The sequence below is a fragment of the Roseateles chitinivorans genome (assembly GCF_050632145.1).
GTDB lineage: Bacteria > Pseudomonadota > Gammaproteobacteria > Burkholderiales > Burkholderiaceae_C > Roseateles > Roseateles chitinivorans_B.
In genome coordinates this window covers 5,918,568-5,932,581 of record NZ_CP192577.1, presented here as the reverse complement: position 1 = coordinate 5,932,581, position 14,014 = coordinate 5,918,568, and the positions used below count along the sequence as shown (strand labels likewise).

Annotated in this window: 11 protein-coding genes; 5 read left to right on the top strand and 6 right to left on the bottom strand. The window is 69.1% G+C overall.

Annotated elements, in window-relative coordinates; genetic code table 11:
• Nucleotides 1–29: 29 nt before the first annotated feature.
• The 4 genes from ACQ86G_RS27150 to ACQ86G_RS27135 are packed head-to-tail and all read right to left on the bottom strand — an operon-like array spanning nucleotide 30 to nucleotide 5,567.
• The gene (locus ACQ86G_RS27150; RefSeq protein ID WP_431258184.1) at nucleotides 30–2,024 is read right to left on the bottom strand and encodes a response regulator; all 1,995 of its coding nucleotides are present in this window, start codon (nucleotides 2,022–2,024) and stop codon (nucleotides 30–32) included.
• A gap of 3 nt (nucleotides 2,025–2,027) precedes the next feature.
• On the bottom strand, nucleotides 2,028–2,486 hold the full coding sequence (locus ACQ86G_RS27145; RefSeq protein ID WP_431258183.1) for a response regulator: 459 nt from the start codon (nucleotides 2,484–2,486) through the stop codon (nucleotides 2,028–2,030).
• On the bottom strand, nucleotides 2,435–4,918 hold the full coding sequence (locus tag ACQ86G_RS27140; RefSeq protein ID WP_431258182.1) for an ATP-binding protein: 2,484 nt from the start codon (nucleotides 4,916–4,918) through the stop codon (nucleotides 2,435–2,437). Before ACQ86G_RS27140 ends, ACQ86G_RS27145 begins: the two co-directional genes overlap by 52 nt.
• Before the next feature lie 58 nt (nucleotides 4,919–4,976).
• Entirely contained in the window at nucleotides 4,977–5,567 is a 591-nt protein-coding gene (locus ACQ86G_RS27135) for a biliverdin-producing heme oxygenase (protein WP_431258181.1), read from the bottom strand.
• A gap of 307 nt (nucleotides 5,568–5,874) precedes the next feature.
• On the opposite strand from ACQ86G_RS27135, the gene ACQ86G_RS27130 reads away from it, so the two are divergent.
• Nucleotides 5,875–6,249 (top strand): response regulator, encoded by a 375-nt coding sequence (locus tag ACQ86G_RS27130; protein ID WP_431258180.1) that lies wholly within the window; start codon nucleotides 5,875–5,877, stop codon nucleotides 6,247–6,249.
• 368 nt (nucleotides 6,250–6,617) lie between these two features.
• Nucleotides 6,618–7,580 carry an IS110 family transposase gene (locus ACQ86G_RS27125; RefSeq protein ID WP_431258179.1) on the top strand — a complete coding sequence of 321 codons (963 nt, stop codon included), beginning with the start codon at nucleotides 6,618–6,620 and terminating at the stop codon, nucleotides 7,578–7,580.
• 48 nt (nucleotides 7,581–7,628) lie between these two features.
• Here the strand turns inward: ACQ86G_RS27125 and ACQ86G_RS27120 are convergent, their stop codons facing one another.
• Together ACQ86G_RS27120 and ACQ86G_RS27115 are read right to left on the bottom strand one after the other, a co-directional pair.
• Nucleotides 7,629–8,969 carry a sigma-54-dependent transcriptional regulator gene (locus ACQ86G_RS27120; RefSeq protein ID WP_088403805.1) on the bottom strand — a complete coding sequence of 447 codons (1,341 nt, stop codon included), beginning with the start codon at nucleotides 8,967–8,969 and terminating at the stop codon, nucleotides 7,629–7,631.
• The gene (locus ACQ86G_RS27115) at nucleotides 8,962–10,848 is read right to left on the bottom strand and encodes a sensor histidine kinase (RefSeq protein WP_431258178.1); all 1,887 of its coding nucleotides are present in this window, start codon (nucleotides 10,846–10,848) and stop codon (nucleotides 8,962–8,964) included. Before ACQ86G_RS27115 ends, ACQ86G_RS27120 begins: the two co-directional genes overlap by 8 nt.
• Before the next feature lie 282 nt (nucleotides 10,849–11,130).
• Here ACQ86G_RS27115 and ACQ86G_RS27110 point away from each other — a divergent pair, with 282 nt between their 5' ends.
• Genes ACQ86G_RS27110 through ACQ86G_RS27100 form a run of 3 tightly spaced genes read left to right on the top strand, consistent with a single transcriptional unit; the run spans nucleotide 11,131 to nucleotide 14,009 of the window.
• Entirely contained in the window at nucleotides 11,131–12,054 is a 924-nt protein-coding gene (locus ACQ86G_RS27110) for a branched-chain amino acid ABC transporter permease (RefSeq protein WP_431258177.1), read from the top strand.
• A gap of 10 nt (nucleotides 12,055–12,064) precedes the next feature.
• Complete coding sequence (locus ACQ86G_RS27105) at nucleotides 12,065–13,195, top strand: ABC transporter permease subunit (protein ID WP_431258176.1); 1,131 nt, start codon at nucleotides 12,065–12,067, stop codon at nucleotides 13,193–13,195.
• Between the two features lie 22 nt (nucleotides 13,196–13,217).
• Nucleotides 13,218–14,009, top strand: coding sequence for an ABC transporter ATP-binding protein (locus ACQ86G_RS27100; protein WP_431258175.1), 792 nt, complete (start codon nucleotides 13,218–13,220; stop codon nucleotides 14,007–14,009).
• The last annotated feature ends 5 nt before the right edge of the window (nucleotides 14,010–14,014 follow it).

The window sequence follows — 14,014 nt, the reverse complement described above, 5'->3', positions numbered from 1 at the left end:
CCCTTGAGAAATTCACCGAGCGCTGCCCCTCAATCCCCGCCGGCCTTGCGACCCAGCGCGACCTGGATCGCGCGCGTCAGCGCCGCCAGCTCGATCGGCTTGGCGACGTAGCCCTGGAATCCGGCGGAGAGGCCTTCCTGGCGATCCGCGACCATCGCGAACGCCGTCAGCGCCACTGCCGGCAACTGCTCCGGGCTACCTCCCGGCAACTGCCGCACCGCGCGGATCAGCGAGCGCCCGTCCATCTCGGGCATCCCGATGTCGGACACCAGCAGGTCGTAGTGCTCCTCGCCCTCCTCGAGCCGCGACAGCACCTCCGCCGCGCTCGTCGCCACGCTGACCTTCGCGCCCAGGCGGCTCAATGCCACCTGACCGACCTCGCGCGCGTCCTCCTCGTCGTCGACGAGCAGCACCCGCACGCCCGACAGCGTGTCGTCCGACAGCTCGACCGGCTCGGCGCACGGCGGTGGCGCCAGCGCCTGGTCCTTCAGCATCGGCAGGCGCAGCTCGAAGACCGCGCCGCCGCCCGGGCCCGGGCTGTCCGCGCTGATGCGGCCCTGATGCAGCTCCGCGATCGCGCGCGCGATCGCCAGCCCCAGGCCGAGGCCGCCGACCTTGCGCGTCTTGGACCCGTCCTCCTGCCGCAGCCGGTCGAAGACGAAGGGCAGGAACTCCGGCGAGATGCCGCGCCCCGTGTCCCGCACGCGCAGCAGCGCGCAGCCGTCCTCGACCTCCACATGCACGTCGACGCTGCCCGCGCTCTCGGTGAACTTGAGGGCGTTGCCGATCAGGTTCGTGAGCACCTGCGAGAGGCGTTGCGCGTCGCCCGAGATCCATACCGGCCGCGCCGCATGACAGTTCAGCGCGACGCCCTTGCCCTGCGCCTCATGCAACGCCGCCAGCACCGAATCCGACGCCAGCGCCGACAGGTCCATCGGCGTCGTCTGCAGCATGAGCTTGCCCGCGACCACCGCGCTCATGTCGAGCAGGTCGTTGATCATCCGCGCCTGCAGCTGCGCGTTGCGCCGGATCACCGTCGACGCCTTGCCCAGCAGCGGATGCGCGTCGGAGAAGTTGGTCAGGATGTCCGCCCACCCCGTGATCGCGCTCAGCGGCGAACGCAGCTCGTGCGACAGCACCGCCAGGAACTGGTCCTTGAGCTCGTTGGCGCGCTCCGCCTCTTCCTTGCCCTGACGCAGCGCCTGCTGCGCCTCGTAGGCCGGCGTCGAGTCCTTGATGATCTTGGAGAAGCCCGTCGTGACGCCCGTCGCACTGAACAGCGGCGTCACCACGCCCTCGGCGCGCAGCCGCGTGCCGTCCTGCCGCATCAGCCAGCGGTCGTCGCGCGCCGCGCCCTGTGTCAGCGCCAGCGCGAGCTCGTTCTCCAGCACGCCGGCCGCGCGGTCCTCCGGCGTCAGCAGGACCTCGGCCGACATGCCGCGCACGGCCTCCAGCGCGTGGCCGAAGATCGTCCCCGCCGCGCGGTTCCAGTCGCGGATGCGGCCCTCGGTGTCCAGCAGGATCACCGCATGGTCCTGCAGCGAATCGACGACCCGCGCGTACAGCGCGTCGGCCTCGCGCAGCTGCGCCTCGACCTGGATCTGCGCCTCGCGCTGACGCACCTCGCGCAGCGCGCGGTCGATCGCGACCGGCAGCCGCGTCAGCCGGCCCTTCATCACGTAGTCGGTGGCGCCGCGCTTGAGCAGCTCCACCGTGTTCTCCTCGCCGATCACGCCCGACACGAAGATGAACGGCGTGCCCGGCACCAGCCGCTGCGCGAGTGTCAGCGCCTCCGCGCCGGTGAAGCCCGGCAACTGGTAGTCCGACAGGATCAGGTCGAAGCGCTGCGTCTCCAGCGCGCCCAGCAACTGGGCCTCGTCCTTCACCCAGGTCACCCGCGCGCGCGGATGCGTCGTCTCCAGCGACGCGAGCAGCAGCTCGGCGTCGAAGGTCGAGTCCTCCAGCAGCAGGATCTCCAGCGGCGGCGAACCCGCGTCGCTGGGCGGCGGTGACGATTCAGTCATGGTTCATTCGTAGCGGCGCGTGGCGCGCAGCGATCCGGGCGGCGGCTCGTTGAGCACGGCCCAGAACACACCCAGGTCCGCGATCGCCGCGACGAACTGCTTGAACTCCACCGGCTTGACGACATACGCGTTCACGCCCAGCTCGTAGCTGTGGACCACGTCCGACTCGGTCTGCGACGAGGTCAGCATCACCACGGGGATGCTCTTCAGGTTCGCCGTGGCCCGCACGGCTTTCAGTACCTCCAGCCCGTTGACCTTCGGCAGCTTCAGGTCCAGCAGGATCACCGCCGGATTGCCCTCGGCGCGGTCCGCGTGCACGCCTTCGCGGTTCAGGTAGTCCAGCGCCTCGGCGCCGTCGCGCACGATGATCACCTCGTTGGCGAGCTGGCTGCGTTCCAGCGCGACCAGCGTCAGTTCGAGGTCGCGGGCGTCGTCTTCAACAAGCAGGATGGGCTTGAGCATGGCGTTCGGGGTCTTCGGGTCAGAAAAGGGAGGTGTCGGTCCGCGCGGGCCGCTCGGAAGCGCTCGCGGTGGGACCGGCAGGGGGAGGGCGCCGGGAGCGGCGGGGAGGAACCGGAAGCGACGCCGGAGGATGCGCCGGCAGACGCGCTGGCAGATGCGCTGGAGGATTCGGCGGACAAGGCCTCGTACATCGCGCGCGTCGGCAGCGTGAAGCGGAAGCGCGCGCCGCGGTCGGCCTCGCCCCAGGCGTCGACCTGGCCGCCGTGCCGCTCGACGATGCGTCGCACGCTGGCCAGTCCGATGCCGGTGCCTTCGAAGGCCTCGGTCTGGTGCAGTCGCTGGAACACGCCGAACAGCTTGTTCACGTACTTCATCTGGAAACCGACGCCGTTGTCCGAGATGCTCAGGCCGACGCCTTCGTCGCTGTCGATGCCGGCGATCTCGATGCGCGCGGGATCGCGCGGCCGCGTGTACTTGACGGCGTTGGACACCAGGTTGCGGATGGCCACCTGCAGCAGCACCGGGTCGCCCCACAGCCGCGGCAGCGGGCGTTGCACCGCCCACTCGATGCGGCGCTCTTTGTTCAGCGTGGTCTGCTCCGCGATCAGGTCGTCGATCAGGTGCTCGGTGTTGAGCGAGCTGGGCTTGATCGCCGAGCGCCCCATCCGCGAGAAGTCCAGCAGTGCGTCCACCAGTTGGCCGGCGTGCGCGGAGGCTTCCTTCACGTGCGCGAGGTAGCGGCGTGAGCGCTCGGACAACGCCCCACCTTCCATCTCCAGCACCAGATCGACGAAGCCCGCGATGTGGCGCATCGGCGCGCGCAGGTCGTGCGACACGGTGTAGGAGAAGGCTTCCAGTTCCTTGTTGACGCGGCCCAGCTCCATCGCGACTTCGGCCATTTCCTCGGCGCGGCGCAGCACGATGCCGATCAGGGCCTGACGCAGTTCCTGCACCGCGTGAACCTCGCCCTGGGTCCACGGCAGCGACCGGCCGCCGACCTGCTGCTTCCAGCTCGCGAAGCTGCGGCGCGGATGCAGGCGCGAGTCCTGGCCGGTCGCCGATTCCTTGCGCGGATCGCCGGCCCAGACGATGGTCTGGACGATCTCGGGTCGGAACCAGACGATGTGGTGCCGGTGCAGCTTGGAGATGGAGATCGCCAACAGTCCGGCCGTCGGCCCCAGCGCCTGCGCCGCGGAGGTGTCCAGCGACTCGCCCAGCGACGACGCCTCCACCGGCAGCCGGTCGCTGTGCCAGACCTCGTCGATGCGGTTGCCCAGCCATTGGCCGAGCGCCAGCAGCGTCGGGTGGTCCGGCGTTTCCCCGACGGCCCAGCAGGTGTCGTTGAGGATCACCGCCGCACCCGTCGCGCGCGCCAGGCGCAGCAGCGGACCGGGTTCTTCGATCAGGCGTTGAAGCGTGGCGTCGCTGTCCGACAGATGCGACACGATCGCCAGCGTCAATTGCCGCAGCCGCAGCTGCTCGGTGACCTGCTCGTTCTCTTCCTTGGCCTCGATCTGCAGCGACAGCAGCTGCCCCAGATGCTCGCAGGCCATGCGCGTCTGCCAGGACAGCTGGCGCGGGTCGTGGTCATGGCAGGACACCAGGCCCCACAGCTTGCCGCCGACGATGATGGACACCGACATCGACGCCAGCGTCCGCATGTTGCGCATGTACTCGAGATGCACCGGCGACACGCTGCGCAACGCGGCCTGCGACAGGTCCAGCGCCGTGCCGTCGCGTCCGTCGACGAAGCGCACCGGCACCGGCTCGTAGTGCGCGTCGGCGATCAGCCGGATGTGGTTGATGCGGTAGAGCTCGCGCGCCTGCGGCGGGATGTCCGAGCCGGGGAAACGGTGGCCGGCATAGGCGTCGTAACCCGCGTCGATCGCCTCGGCCAGCACCTCGCCATGGCCGTCCGCGTCGAAGCGGTAGGCCAGGCAGCGGCCGAAGCCGGTCAGCCGCTTCATCTCCGCGACCACGACGCGGCAGAGCTCGGTCACCGCGGCGGTGCGCTGCATCATCGGCACCAGGTGGCGTGCCAGGCTGTAGATCGGCGCGCGGTTGCCGGCGTCCTCGGTATCGGATTCGAGTTCCAGGTAAGCCAGACCGCCGATGCGGTGGCCCGACACGTGCAGGCGGCGCTCGCCGAGCGTCAGCGAGCCGCAGGAGACGGGGCCTTCTCCGTCGACCAGCCCCTGGCGCACGCTGCTGACCGCGTCCAGCGCGCCTTCGATGCGCGCGGGCAGTGCGTCCGGCGCGGACGACAGCAGCGCCGACCAGTTCTCGCTGAACGCGACCAGGCTGCCGCTGCGCCAGTCGACGGCCGCCAGCCAGCCGTGCGGCTGGATCGCGCCGGGCACACGGATCGGCTCGCTCGCGCACTGCGCGATCTGCAGGTCCGTCGGGGAGGGCGCCAGCGCGTCGGTGTTCATGAGGACCTCGGCGGTGACGTGGACGCCGTCGGCGCATCGATCGGCCCGAAGGTGGCGATCAGCGCGCGGAAGGTGTCCACCGCCGCGTCGCAGGCGACGGCGCGGTCGGCTTCCTCAGCGCCGGCCTCGGCCTGGGCGAGCTGGCGGAACTCCCGCCACATCGCGCCGGTCCGGGTGCCGAAGCCGTGGAAGTAGGCCGTGCCGTGCTCGGGGTCAGGCCGTGCGCGGCCAGCAGCTTCGGCGTCAACACCTGGCCGCCGAGCGCCGAGCCCTCGATCACGTACAGCGATCCGATCGCCGCCGCCGGTGAGTCCAGCCGCAGCCCGTGCTGCGCCGCGAGGGCCGAGGCGCGCATCGCGTCGTCCGTGCCGTCCTCGGGCAGCGCCAGCGCGGTGAGGTCGCGCGCCGCGAACGGCGAGCGCACCCGGGCGTCGAACCAGGGGTGCAGGCGTTCGGGCAAGGCCTGGCGGACGCGCGGTTCCCAGAGTTGGAGGAACTCATGGAAGCCGCGCAGGATGCGGCCGTAGCGCATCAGCGGCATCGGTGCCTCCAGCCGGAGCAGCGCCTCGATGTCGTCGTGCAGCGGCCCCGTGCAGCGGCGCAGGCGGGGGAGCAGGTCGGTCTCGATCGTGGCGTCGGTCGTCGTCATGAAGCTGGAGAGGCAAGGCGGATGCGCAGCCCGGAACGGGCCCTTGCCGCAACCCCGTCCCGCGAAGGCGCGGATTATGGTCAGAAAGGCGCAGGGCAAACATCCGTCCTGCCCCCTACGGACGAGGGGTCCGACGCGTGTTCCAGATACCGGCAAGAATATCGGACCGTCCTTCAGAGGGAGGGCGATGGGGAAGGCACACCGATTGCCGAGTCTTCCCGATTCGCCTAATCGCACGTCCGTTGCGCGCCGTCTTCCGTTGCGCGCGTCGGCCTTCCTCAGTGGACCTCTTGCCGCAGGGTTTGCCATGCCTCCCCACGCCGTCATCGTCGACGACAACATCGAGTCCAGCGAAACGCTGGGCATCCTCCTTGAACTCGAGGGCTACAGCGCGGCCACTGCCGGGACCCTGCGCGAGGCGCGTCAGCGCATCGCCGAGCACCGGCCCGACGTGCTGATCCTGGACCGGGCGCTGCCGGACGGGCAGGGGATGGACTTCCTGACCGAGGCGCTGCTGCAGGGGCCGATGACGGTCGTGATGCTGACGGGGACGTCGGATCCGGGTGATGCCGCCGAGGCGATCCGTCGAGGCGCGAGCGCCTATCTGGTCAAGCCGGCGACGATCGATCAACTCAAGGAAGTTCTCGACCGGGCGTCGCACGGAACGAGCCAGGCGGCCTGAACGCCACCGCTGCCGCGGTACTCCCCCTCTCACACCTCGGTGCGCGGCCGCCTCAGTGCGGCGCTGCGTCGGTGTATGGGGGAAGGGTTTTCGCGGCGGAGCCGGGAAAATCTTTCTCCCATACGGACCCAGAGACGTCGAAGGAAAGAGGGCCCCCGTACTTCCACCTCAGCTGGCCCTCACCCCCACCCTTGTATGTAGCAAAGTACGCCCAGGCCGCCACAGGCCGATCCGCCCAGGGTAGGCGCTAAGGCGCGATGCCGAGGGAGAGCGAGGGTCGTGGCGGCCTACTTCGGTCGCCGTGACGGATAGCCCGAACGGTTGTGAGGTCCATCGAGGCCGTATCGAACACAAGGAAGGGCAACGTCATGAGCGACGAGATCTTTGTTGGCGTCGACGTTTGCAAGGCTTGGCTGGATACGGCCCAGGTCTGCAGTTCAACCACAGCCGTGCCAGGCGAGTTGACTGCGCGGGTGAACAACGATGAGGCTGGGCGGGCGGAGGTGGTGAATCAGCTCAAGCGACTGTCGCCGACGCTGGTGGTGCTGGAGGCCACCGGTGGCTTCGAGGCAGCGCTGGCCAGCGAGTTGTGCGCAGCAGGCGTCGCGGTGGCCGTGGTCAATCCCAAGCGGGTGCGCGACTTCGCTCGGGCGGCCGGCGTCCTTGCCAAGACGGACCGGCTGGACGCTCAGGTGTTGGCTGAGTTTGCCCATCGCATGCGCCCCCAGGTGTACGCGCTGCCTGACGAGACGCAGCAAGAGATCATCGAGTTGGTGGACCGACGAGCGCAGCTGGTGACCATGCGCGCGCAGGAGAAGAACCGCTTGGCCACGGTCAAGCACGTGGCGCGCACGAGCGTGCGACATCACATCGAGTGGCTGGACAAGCGGATCAAGGAGATCGACAAGGATCTGGACGGTCGCTTGAAGGACTCGACGATCTACCAGCCCAAGTACGAGCTGTTGGACAGCGTGCCGGGCATTGGCCGAGTCACGATCTCGATGCTGCTGGGACGCTTGCCTGAGTTGGGCAGCTTGGACCGTAAGCGCCTGGCGGCGCTGGTGGGGCTGGCGCCGATGGCCGACGACAGCGGCAGGCGGCGCGGCCAGCGCTACATCCAGGGCGGACGAGCAGACGTGCGCGCGGTGCTGTACATGGCCGCGCTCACCGCCAGGCGCTGCAACGGGCCGATCAAGGAGCTGTACTCGCGCCTACGCGCCTCAGGCAAGCCCTACAAGGTCGCCATGACCGCGTGCATGCGCAAGCTACTGATCATCCTCAACGCCATCCTCAAGTCCGGTGAGCCTTGGAGAAATCCCACCGTCGCTTGACACGGTTGCTCTCCCGCAAGCGGGAGAGGGAGTCGGAAGACCGAGCGCTCAGCGGAAATCGTCGAGCTGGATCCCGTGCCGGTGCAGCTTGTCGTAGAGCGTCTTGCGCGGCGTGCCGAGCAGCTCCATGGCTGCCGGCACCTTGCCGCCTGAGCGGCGCAGTGCCTGCTCGATGAGCGCCTTTTCCACCATCTCCATCTGGCGCGCCAGCGCCAGGTTGGGCACGGCCTGGATCGCCGCTGAGGAGTCGAGGTCGTCCAGCGCCAGCACGAAGCGGTCGGCCGCGTTGCGGATCTCGCGCACGTTGCCGGGCCAGTCGTGGGCCATCAGTTCGCGCAGCTTCTCGGGCGTCAGTTCCGGTGCCTCGCGCTCGTAGCGTTTGCAGGCCTGGGCGACGAAGTGCTCGAACAGCAGCGGGATGTCTTCGCGGCGCTCGCGCAGCGGCGGCAGCACCAGCGTGGCGATGTTGAGCCGGTAGTACAGGTCGCTGCGGAACTGTCCGCGCTCGCCCATCTCCTTGAGGTCGGCCTTGCTGGCCGCGATGAAGCGGACGTTGATGACCTGTTCCTCGTTGGAGCCGAGGCGCTCCACGCGGCGTTCCTGCAGCACGCGCAGCAGCTTGATCTGCAGCGCGACCGGCATGGTCTCGATCTCGTCGAGCAGCAGCGTGCCGCCGTTGGCGTGTTCGATCTTGCCGATGCGGCGCTTGCCCGCCGACGTGAACGCGCCGGACTCGTGGCCGAAGAGCTCGCTCTCGAACAGTGCCTCGGGCAGCCCGCCGCAGTTGATCGCGACGAAGTTGCGGTCGCGTCGCGGGCTCTGGTCGTGCAGGCAGCGCGCGACCAGCTCCTTGCCGGTGCCGGTCTCGCCCAGGATCATCACGTCGGCCGAGGTCGAGGCCAGGTTGAGCACCTGGCGCCGCAGCTGCTGCATCGCCCCCGACTTGCCGAGCAGCGCCGCCTCGATGCCGCTGGCCGCCGACAGCTGCGCGCGCAGCTCGTCGGCCGAATGGCGGATCAGACGCAGGTCCAGCGCGCGACGCGCCGTGTCCAGCAGCCGTTCCGGCGCGAAGGGCTTCTCGATGAAGTCGTAGGCGCCGTTGCGCATCGCCTGCACGGCCATGTTCACGTCGCCGTGCGCGGTGATCAGGATCACCGGGATCTGCGGATCGGTCGCCTGCACGTGCGCCAGCAGCGCGCGTCCGTCCATGCCGGGCAGCCGCACGTCGGTGATGACGATCACCTGCGCACCGGGCTGCACATGCGGCAGCGCCTCCTCGGCCGAGCGGCACGGCACCACGGCCAGCCCCTCGAGTTCCAGCGTCTGGGTCAGGCTGACCCGCACCGGCAGGTCGTCCTCGACGAACACGACCTTGTAGCCCTCAAACATACTGCCCCTCCTCGGCCTGCCAGGTGTCGACCTCCAGGTCGAACTCGAAACACATGCCATGGTCCAGGCGGTGCGCCCGCAGCGCGCCGCCGAACTCGTGGACGATCTTTGAAGAGATCACCAGCCCCAGCCCCAGGCCTTCGCCGGCGGGCTTGGTGGTGAAGAACGGCTCGAACAGCCGCGGCAGCAGCGATTCGCTGAGCCCCGGTCCGGTGTCCAGCACCTGCACGCGCACGCGCCGGCCGTCTTCCGCCGGCACGGCCGCGACGCGCAGCCGGCGCCGGTGGCCTTCGTGCGGCGGCTCCGACGCGATCGCGTCGATGCCGTTGGCCAGCAGGTTCACGAGCACCTGCTCCAGCCGGTTCGATTCGGCGCTCACCCTCAGTCCCGGCGGCACGTCGACCTCCACGGGCAGGTCCAGCTGACGCGTGCGGTGCTCCAGCAGCAGTCGCGCGTTGTTCACGCTCGCCAGCAGCGACACCGCCGTGCGCGAGGGCTCCGCCTTGCGGGCGAAGCTCTTGAGCTGGCGCGTGATCTGACCCATCCGCTCGACCATGTCGTCCATCGTCTGCAGGTTGTCCGCGACCGCTTGCGTGCGGCCGGCCTCCAGCAACCTCTGCGAATTCCGTGCCAGCGCGCGCAGCGCCGTCAGCGGCTGGTTCACTTCATGGGACAGGCCCGCCGACATCTGCCCCAGCACCGCCAGTTTGCTGGTCTGCAGCAGCTCGCCTTCGGCCTGCCGGCGCTGCGCGATCTGGTCGAGCAGTTCCTCGTTGGTCTGGCGGAGTTCCGCCGTGCGTTCGTCGACGATCAGCTCCAGCTGCGCGTGCGCGTTCTGCAATTCGGTCTTCGCGTGGAAGAGCTGCCGCAGCGCGCGCCGACGCGACGCGAGGTAGAGCAGCAGCATCCCGATCGCCGCGCCGAAGGCCGCGCCACTCCATGCGGCCAGGCGTGCCTGCCGCCGCACTTCCGACAGGTCGGACAGGGCGAGCAGGCGCACGCCCAGCGGCAGCAGCTGCCGCTCCTGCGCCAGCAGCGTCGTGCTGGCCGGCGCGGGCGCGCGCACCAGCAGGCTGTTGTAGGCTTCCAGCGCGCCGGGCAGGCCCAGGTCCGGCCCGATCCGCGGGTAGCGCGCGCTGGCCTGCAGCCGGTCGCGCTCCGACGAGTCGGCGCGGTTCAGCACGGCGTAGCGCCAGTCCTCGACCGAGCTCATGATCACCACGCCCTGGTCGTCCGAGACCAGGATGCGCTCGCCCTGCGAGCGCAGCCCGAGGTCGACCCAGGTCGACTCCAGCGGCGCCAGGTTGAGCTTCACGACGATGACGCCCTGCAGCTGCTGGTTGCGCCGCAGCGGATGCAGCAGGAAGAAGTTGGTCGAACCGCTGAGCCCCGCCTGGCCGGCGTCGGAGGCGAAGAAATGGTGGCGGTCCTGCTCGATCGCCTGCTGCAGCCGCAGCGGCGGCGTCAGCGGCTCGCTGGACGCGAGCACGCGACCTTCCGGGTCGGCGACGAAGATCTGCGTCGTCCCCGCCCGCACGTTGACCCGAGCCAGCAGCAGGCTGGCGGCCTTGCGCTGGGCCTCGTCGTCGGGATGTTCGATCAGCCGGGTCACCTCGCCGTCGATGGCCAGCAGGCTGGGCAGGTAGGCGTGGCGGCCGAGTTCCGTCTGCAGGTTGGACGCGTAAAGCTCGAGCCGCTCGGTCGCCAGCGCACTCAACTGGTCCAGACTCGCACGTTCGCTGAAGCGATGGCCCAGCAGCAGGCCCAGCAGCATCAGCACGCCGGTCAGGTAGAGGTAGAAGGTCGGCCGGCCGAGGAAGTACGCCAGCCGCTGGCGGGCCGAGGTGGGGGTGAAGGAGGAGGAGGCGACCGAGGGCATGGGAGGCGGAAAATCGACGCCCAGTGTGCCCAACTTGGCGCACGCCTTGCACCCGGCGCGGCGGCTTTTTTGTGACTGGCGAGGAATCGCCCGGCTGGCTAGGCGGTTTGTGCGGATTTCCGCACCTCGTTGCGTCGCCGAGACTCTGAACACAACGTCGACTCGTGCGCACGGATGTGGCCTTGTCGGTGAATACCCTTGAAACGCGGCGCTTGGCACGGGGTTGCACCCCGAAGCGCCGTCACGCGGTGCGAGCCGCGTCCAACTACATGCTGGGGCCTTATGGAGATACTTTTTCAGCAGATCATCAACGGCCTGGTGCTGGGGAGCATGTATGCCCTCGTCGCACTGGGTTACACGATGGTCTACGGCATCATCAACCTCATCAACTTCGCCCACGGCGACGTGCTGATGGTGGGGGCGCTCGTCAGCTGGACCGTGGTCACGGCGCTGGCGTCGCTGGGCCTGCCCGGCTGGGTGCTGATGCTGGCCGCGCTGGTGTGCGCGGTCGTGGTCTGCACGCTGCTCAACTACACGATCGAGAAGATCGCCTACCGGCCGCTGCGCAGCGCGCCCAGACTGGCGCCGCTGATCACCGCCATGGGCATGTCGCTGCTGCTGCAGACGCTGGCCATGATCATCTGGAAGCCGAACCCCAAGCCCTTCCCGCAGCTGCTGCCGGCTGACCCGATCCACATCGGCGGCGCCGTGATCACGGTGACGCAGATCGTGATCCTGGTGACCACGGTCGTGATCCTGGGCGGCCTGCTGTTCCTGGTGAATCACACCAAGATGGGCCGCGCGATGCGCGCTACCGCCGAGAACCCGCGCGTGGCCTCGCTGATGGGCGTGAAGCCCGATGCGGTGATCTCGCTGACCTTCATCATCGGCGCCGCGCTGGCCGCGGTCGCCGGCCTGATGTGGGCCGCCAACTACGGCACCGCGCAGCACACGATGGGCGTGCTGCCGGGCCTGAAGGCCTTCACGGCCGCGGTGGTGGGCGGCATCGGCAACCTGGCCGGCGCGATGGTCGGCGGGGTGCTGCTGGGCCTGATCGAGGCCATCGGCGCCGGCTACCTCGGCGACTGGACCGGCGGCGTGCTGGGCAGCCACTACTCCGACATCTTCGCCTTCATCGCGCTGATCCTGGTGCTGACCCTGCGGCCGTCCGGCCTGCTGGGCGAACGCGTCGCCGACCGCGCCTGAGGAGCCACACATGTTCCAGACCAAATCCTCCAAGCTGATCACCTTCCTGATCGCCGGCGTGCTGCTGCTGGTGCTGCCGCTGTTCACGCAGCAGTTCGGCAACGGCCCGGTCCGCATCATCGACCTGGCGCTGCTGTACGTGCTGCTGGCCCTGGGCCTGAACATCGTGGTCGGCTACGCCGGCCTGCTGGACCTGGGCTACGTCGCGTTCTACGCGGTGGGGGCCTATCTGTTCGCGCTGCTCAACAGCCCGCACCTGTCGGAGAACTTCGAGCACATCGCCGCGGCCTTCCCCAACGGGCTGCACCTGCCGCTGCTGCTGGCGATCGCGCTGGCGGCGCTGCTGGCCGGCCTGTTCGGCGTGCTGCTGGGCGCGCCGACGCTGAAGCTGCGCGGCGACTACCTGGCCATCGTGACGCTGGGCTTCGGCGAGATCATCCGGGTGTTCCTGAACAACATGGAATATCCGCTGAACATCACCAACGGCCCGCGCGGCATCGGCCAGATCGACGGCGTGCACTTCCTGGGCTTCGAGTTCAGCCAGAACCACGACATCCTGGGCTTCACCATCAACTCGGTGTCGATGTACTACTACCTGTTCCTGGCGCTGGTGGTCGGCTCGGTGCTGGTCTGCTACCGGCTGGAGAACTCCCGCATCGGCCGCGCCTGGATGGCCATCCGCGAGGACGAGATCGCCGCCAAGGCCATGGGCATCAACACCCGCAACATGAAGCTGCTGGCCTTCGGCATGGGCGCGACCTTCGGCGGCGTGGCGGGCTCGATGTTCGGCGCGTTCCAGGGCTTCGTCTCGCCGGAATCGTTCAGCCTGCAGGAGTCGATCATGATCGTCGCCATGGTGGTGCTGGGCGGCATCGGCCACATCCCGGGCGTGATCCTGGGTGCGCTGCTGCTGGCCGCGCTGCCGGAAGTGCTGCGCTACGTCGCCGGCCCGCTGCAGCAGATGACCGACGGCCGCCTGGATGCGTCCATCCTGCGTCAGCTGCTGGTGGCGCTGGCCATGATCGTGATCATGTTGATGCGTCCGCGCGGCCTGTGGCCCTCGCCGGAACATGGCAAGTCCCGGCCCCTGCCGCCGGGGGCGCAGCCGCCCGCCAATGCCGGCAACGCCATCAACGCCTGAGCCGCGCCAGGAGCAAGAACCAATGACTGAAACCGTACTGAAAGTGGCCGGCGCCTCCAAGCGCTTCGGCGGTCTGCAGGCGCTGTCGGATGTGGGCATCGAGATCAAGAAGGGCCAGGTCTACGGCCTGATCGGTCCCAACGGCGCCGGCAAGACGACCTTCTTCAATGTGATCACCGGGCTGTACGTGCCCGACGGCGGCAGCTTCGAGCTGGGCGGCCAGGCCTACAAGCCGCAGGCGGTGCACCAGGTCGCCAAGACCGGCATCGCGCGGACCTTCCAGAACATCCGGCTGTTCGCCGACATGACGGCGCTGGAGAACGTGATGGTCGGGCGCCATGTGCGCACGCATTCGGGCCTGATCGGCGCGGTGCTGCGCACGCCGGGCTTCAAGAAGGAAGAGGCCGAGATCACCGCCCGCGCCCGCGAACTGCTCGAGTACGTCGGCATCGGCCGGCACGCCGACTTCAAGGCGCGCACGCTGTCCTACGGCGATCAGCGTCGCCTGGAGATCGCCCGCGCACTGGCCACCGATCCGAAGCTGATCGCGCTGGACGAGCCGGCGGCCGGCATGAACGCGACCGAGAAGGTCGTGCTGCGCGAGCTGATCGACCGCATCCGCAACGACGGCCGCACCATCCTGCTGATCGAGCATGACGTGAAGCTGGTGATGGGCCTGTGCGACCACGTGTCGGTGCTGGACTACGGCAAGCTCATCGCCTCCGGCACGCCGGCGGAAGTGCAGCGCAACCCGAAGGTGATCGAGGCCTACCTCGGCGCCCACGCGGCTGAAGCGGCCCACGCGGCCCCCTGATCCCG

Excerpts from the sequence above, each read along its gene's own strand:
- ACQ86G_RS27135 (WP_431258181.1), bottom strand. The coding sequence starts at position 5,567 with ATGACGACGACCGACGCCACGATCGAGACCGACCTGCTCCCCCGCCTG.
- ACQ86G_RS27125 (WP_431258179.1), top strand. The coding sequence starts at position 6,618 with ATGAGCGACGAGATCTTTGTTGGCGTCGACGTTTGCAAGGCTTGGCTG.
- ACQ86G_RS27100 (WP_431258175.1), top strand. The coding sequence starts at position 13,218 with ATGACTGAAACCGTACTGAAAGTGGCCGGCGCCTCCAAGCGCTTCGGC.
- ACQ86G_RS27115 (WP_431258178.1), bottom strand. The coding sequence starts at position 10,848 with ATGCCCTCGGTCGCCTCCTCCTCCTTCACCCCCACCTCGGCCCGCCAG.
- ACQ86G_RS27140 (WP_431258182.1), bottom strand. The coding sequence starts at position 4,918 with ATGAACACCGACGCGCTGGCGCCCTCCCCGACGGACCTGCAGATCGCG.
- ACQ86G_RS27105 (WP_431258176.1), top strand. The coding sequence starts at position 12,065 with ATGTTCCAGACCAAATCCTCCAAGCTGATCACCTTCCTGATCGCCGGC.
- ACQ86G_RS27145 (WP_431258183.1), bottom strand. The coding sequence starts at position 2,486 with ATGCTCAAGCCCATCCTGCTTGTTGAAGACGACGCCCGCGACCTCGAA.
- ACQ86G_RS27120 (WP_088403805.1), bottom strand. The coding sequence starts at position 8,969 with ATGTTTGAGGGCTACAAGGTCGTGTTCGTCGAGGACGACCTGCCGGTG.
- ACQ86G_RS27150 (WP_431258184.1), bottom strand. The coding sequence starts at position 2,024 with ATGACTGAATCGTCACCGCCGCCCAGCGACGCGGGTTCGCCGCCGCTG.
- ACQ86G_RS27110 (WP_431258177.1), top strand. The coding sequence starts at position 11,131 with ATGGAGATACTTTTTCAGCAGATCATCAACGGCCTGGTGCTGGGGAGC.
- ACQ86G_RS27130 (WP_431258180.1), top strand. The coding sequence starts at position 5,875 with ATGCCTCCCCACGCCGTCATCGTCGACGACAACATCGAGTCCAGCGAA.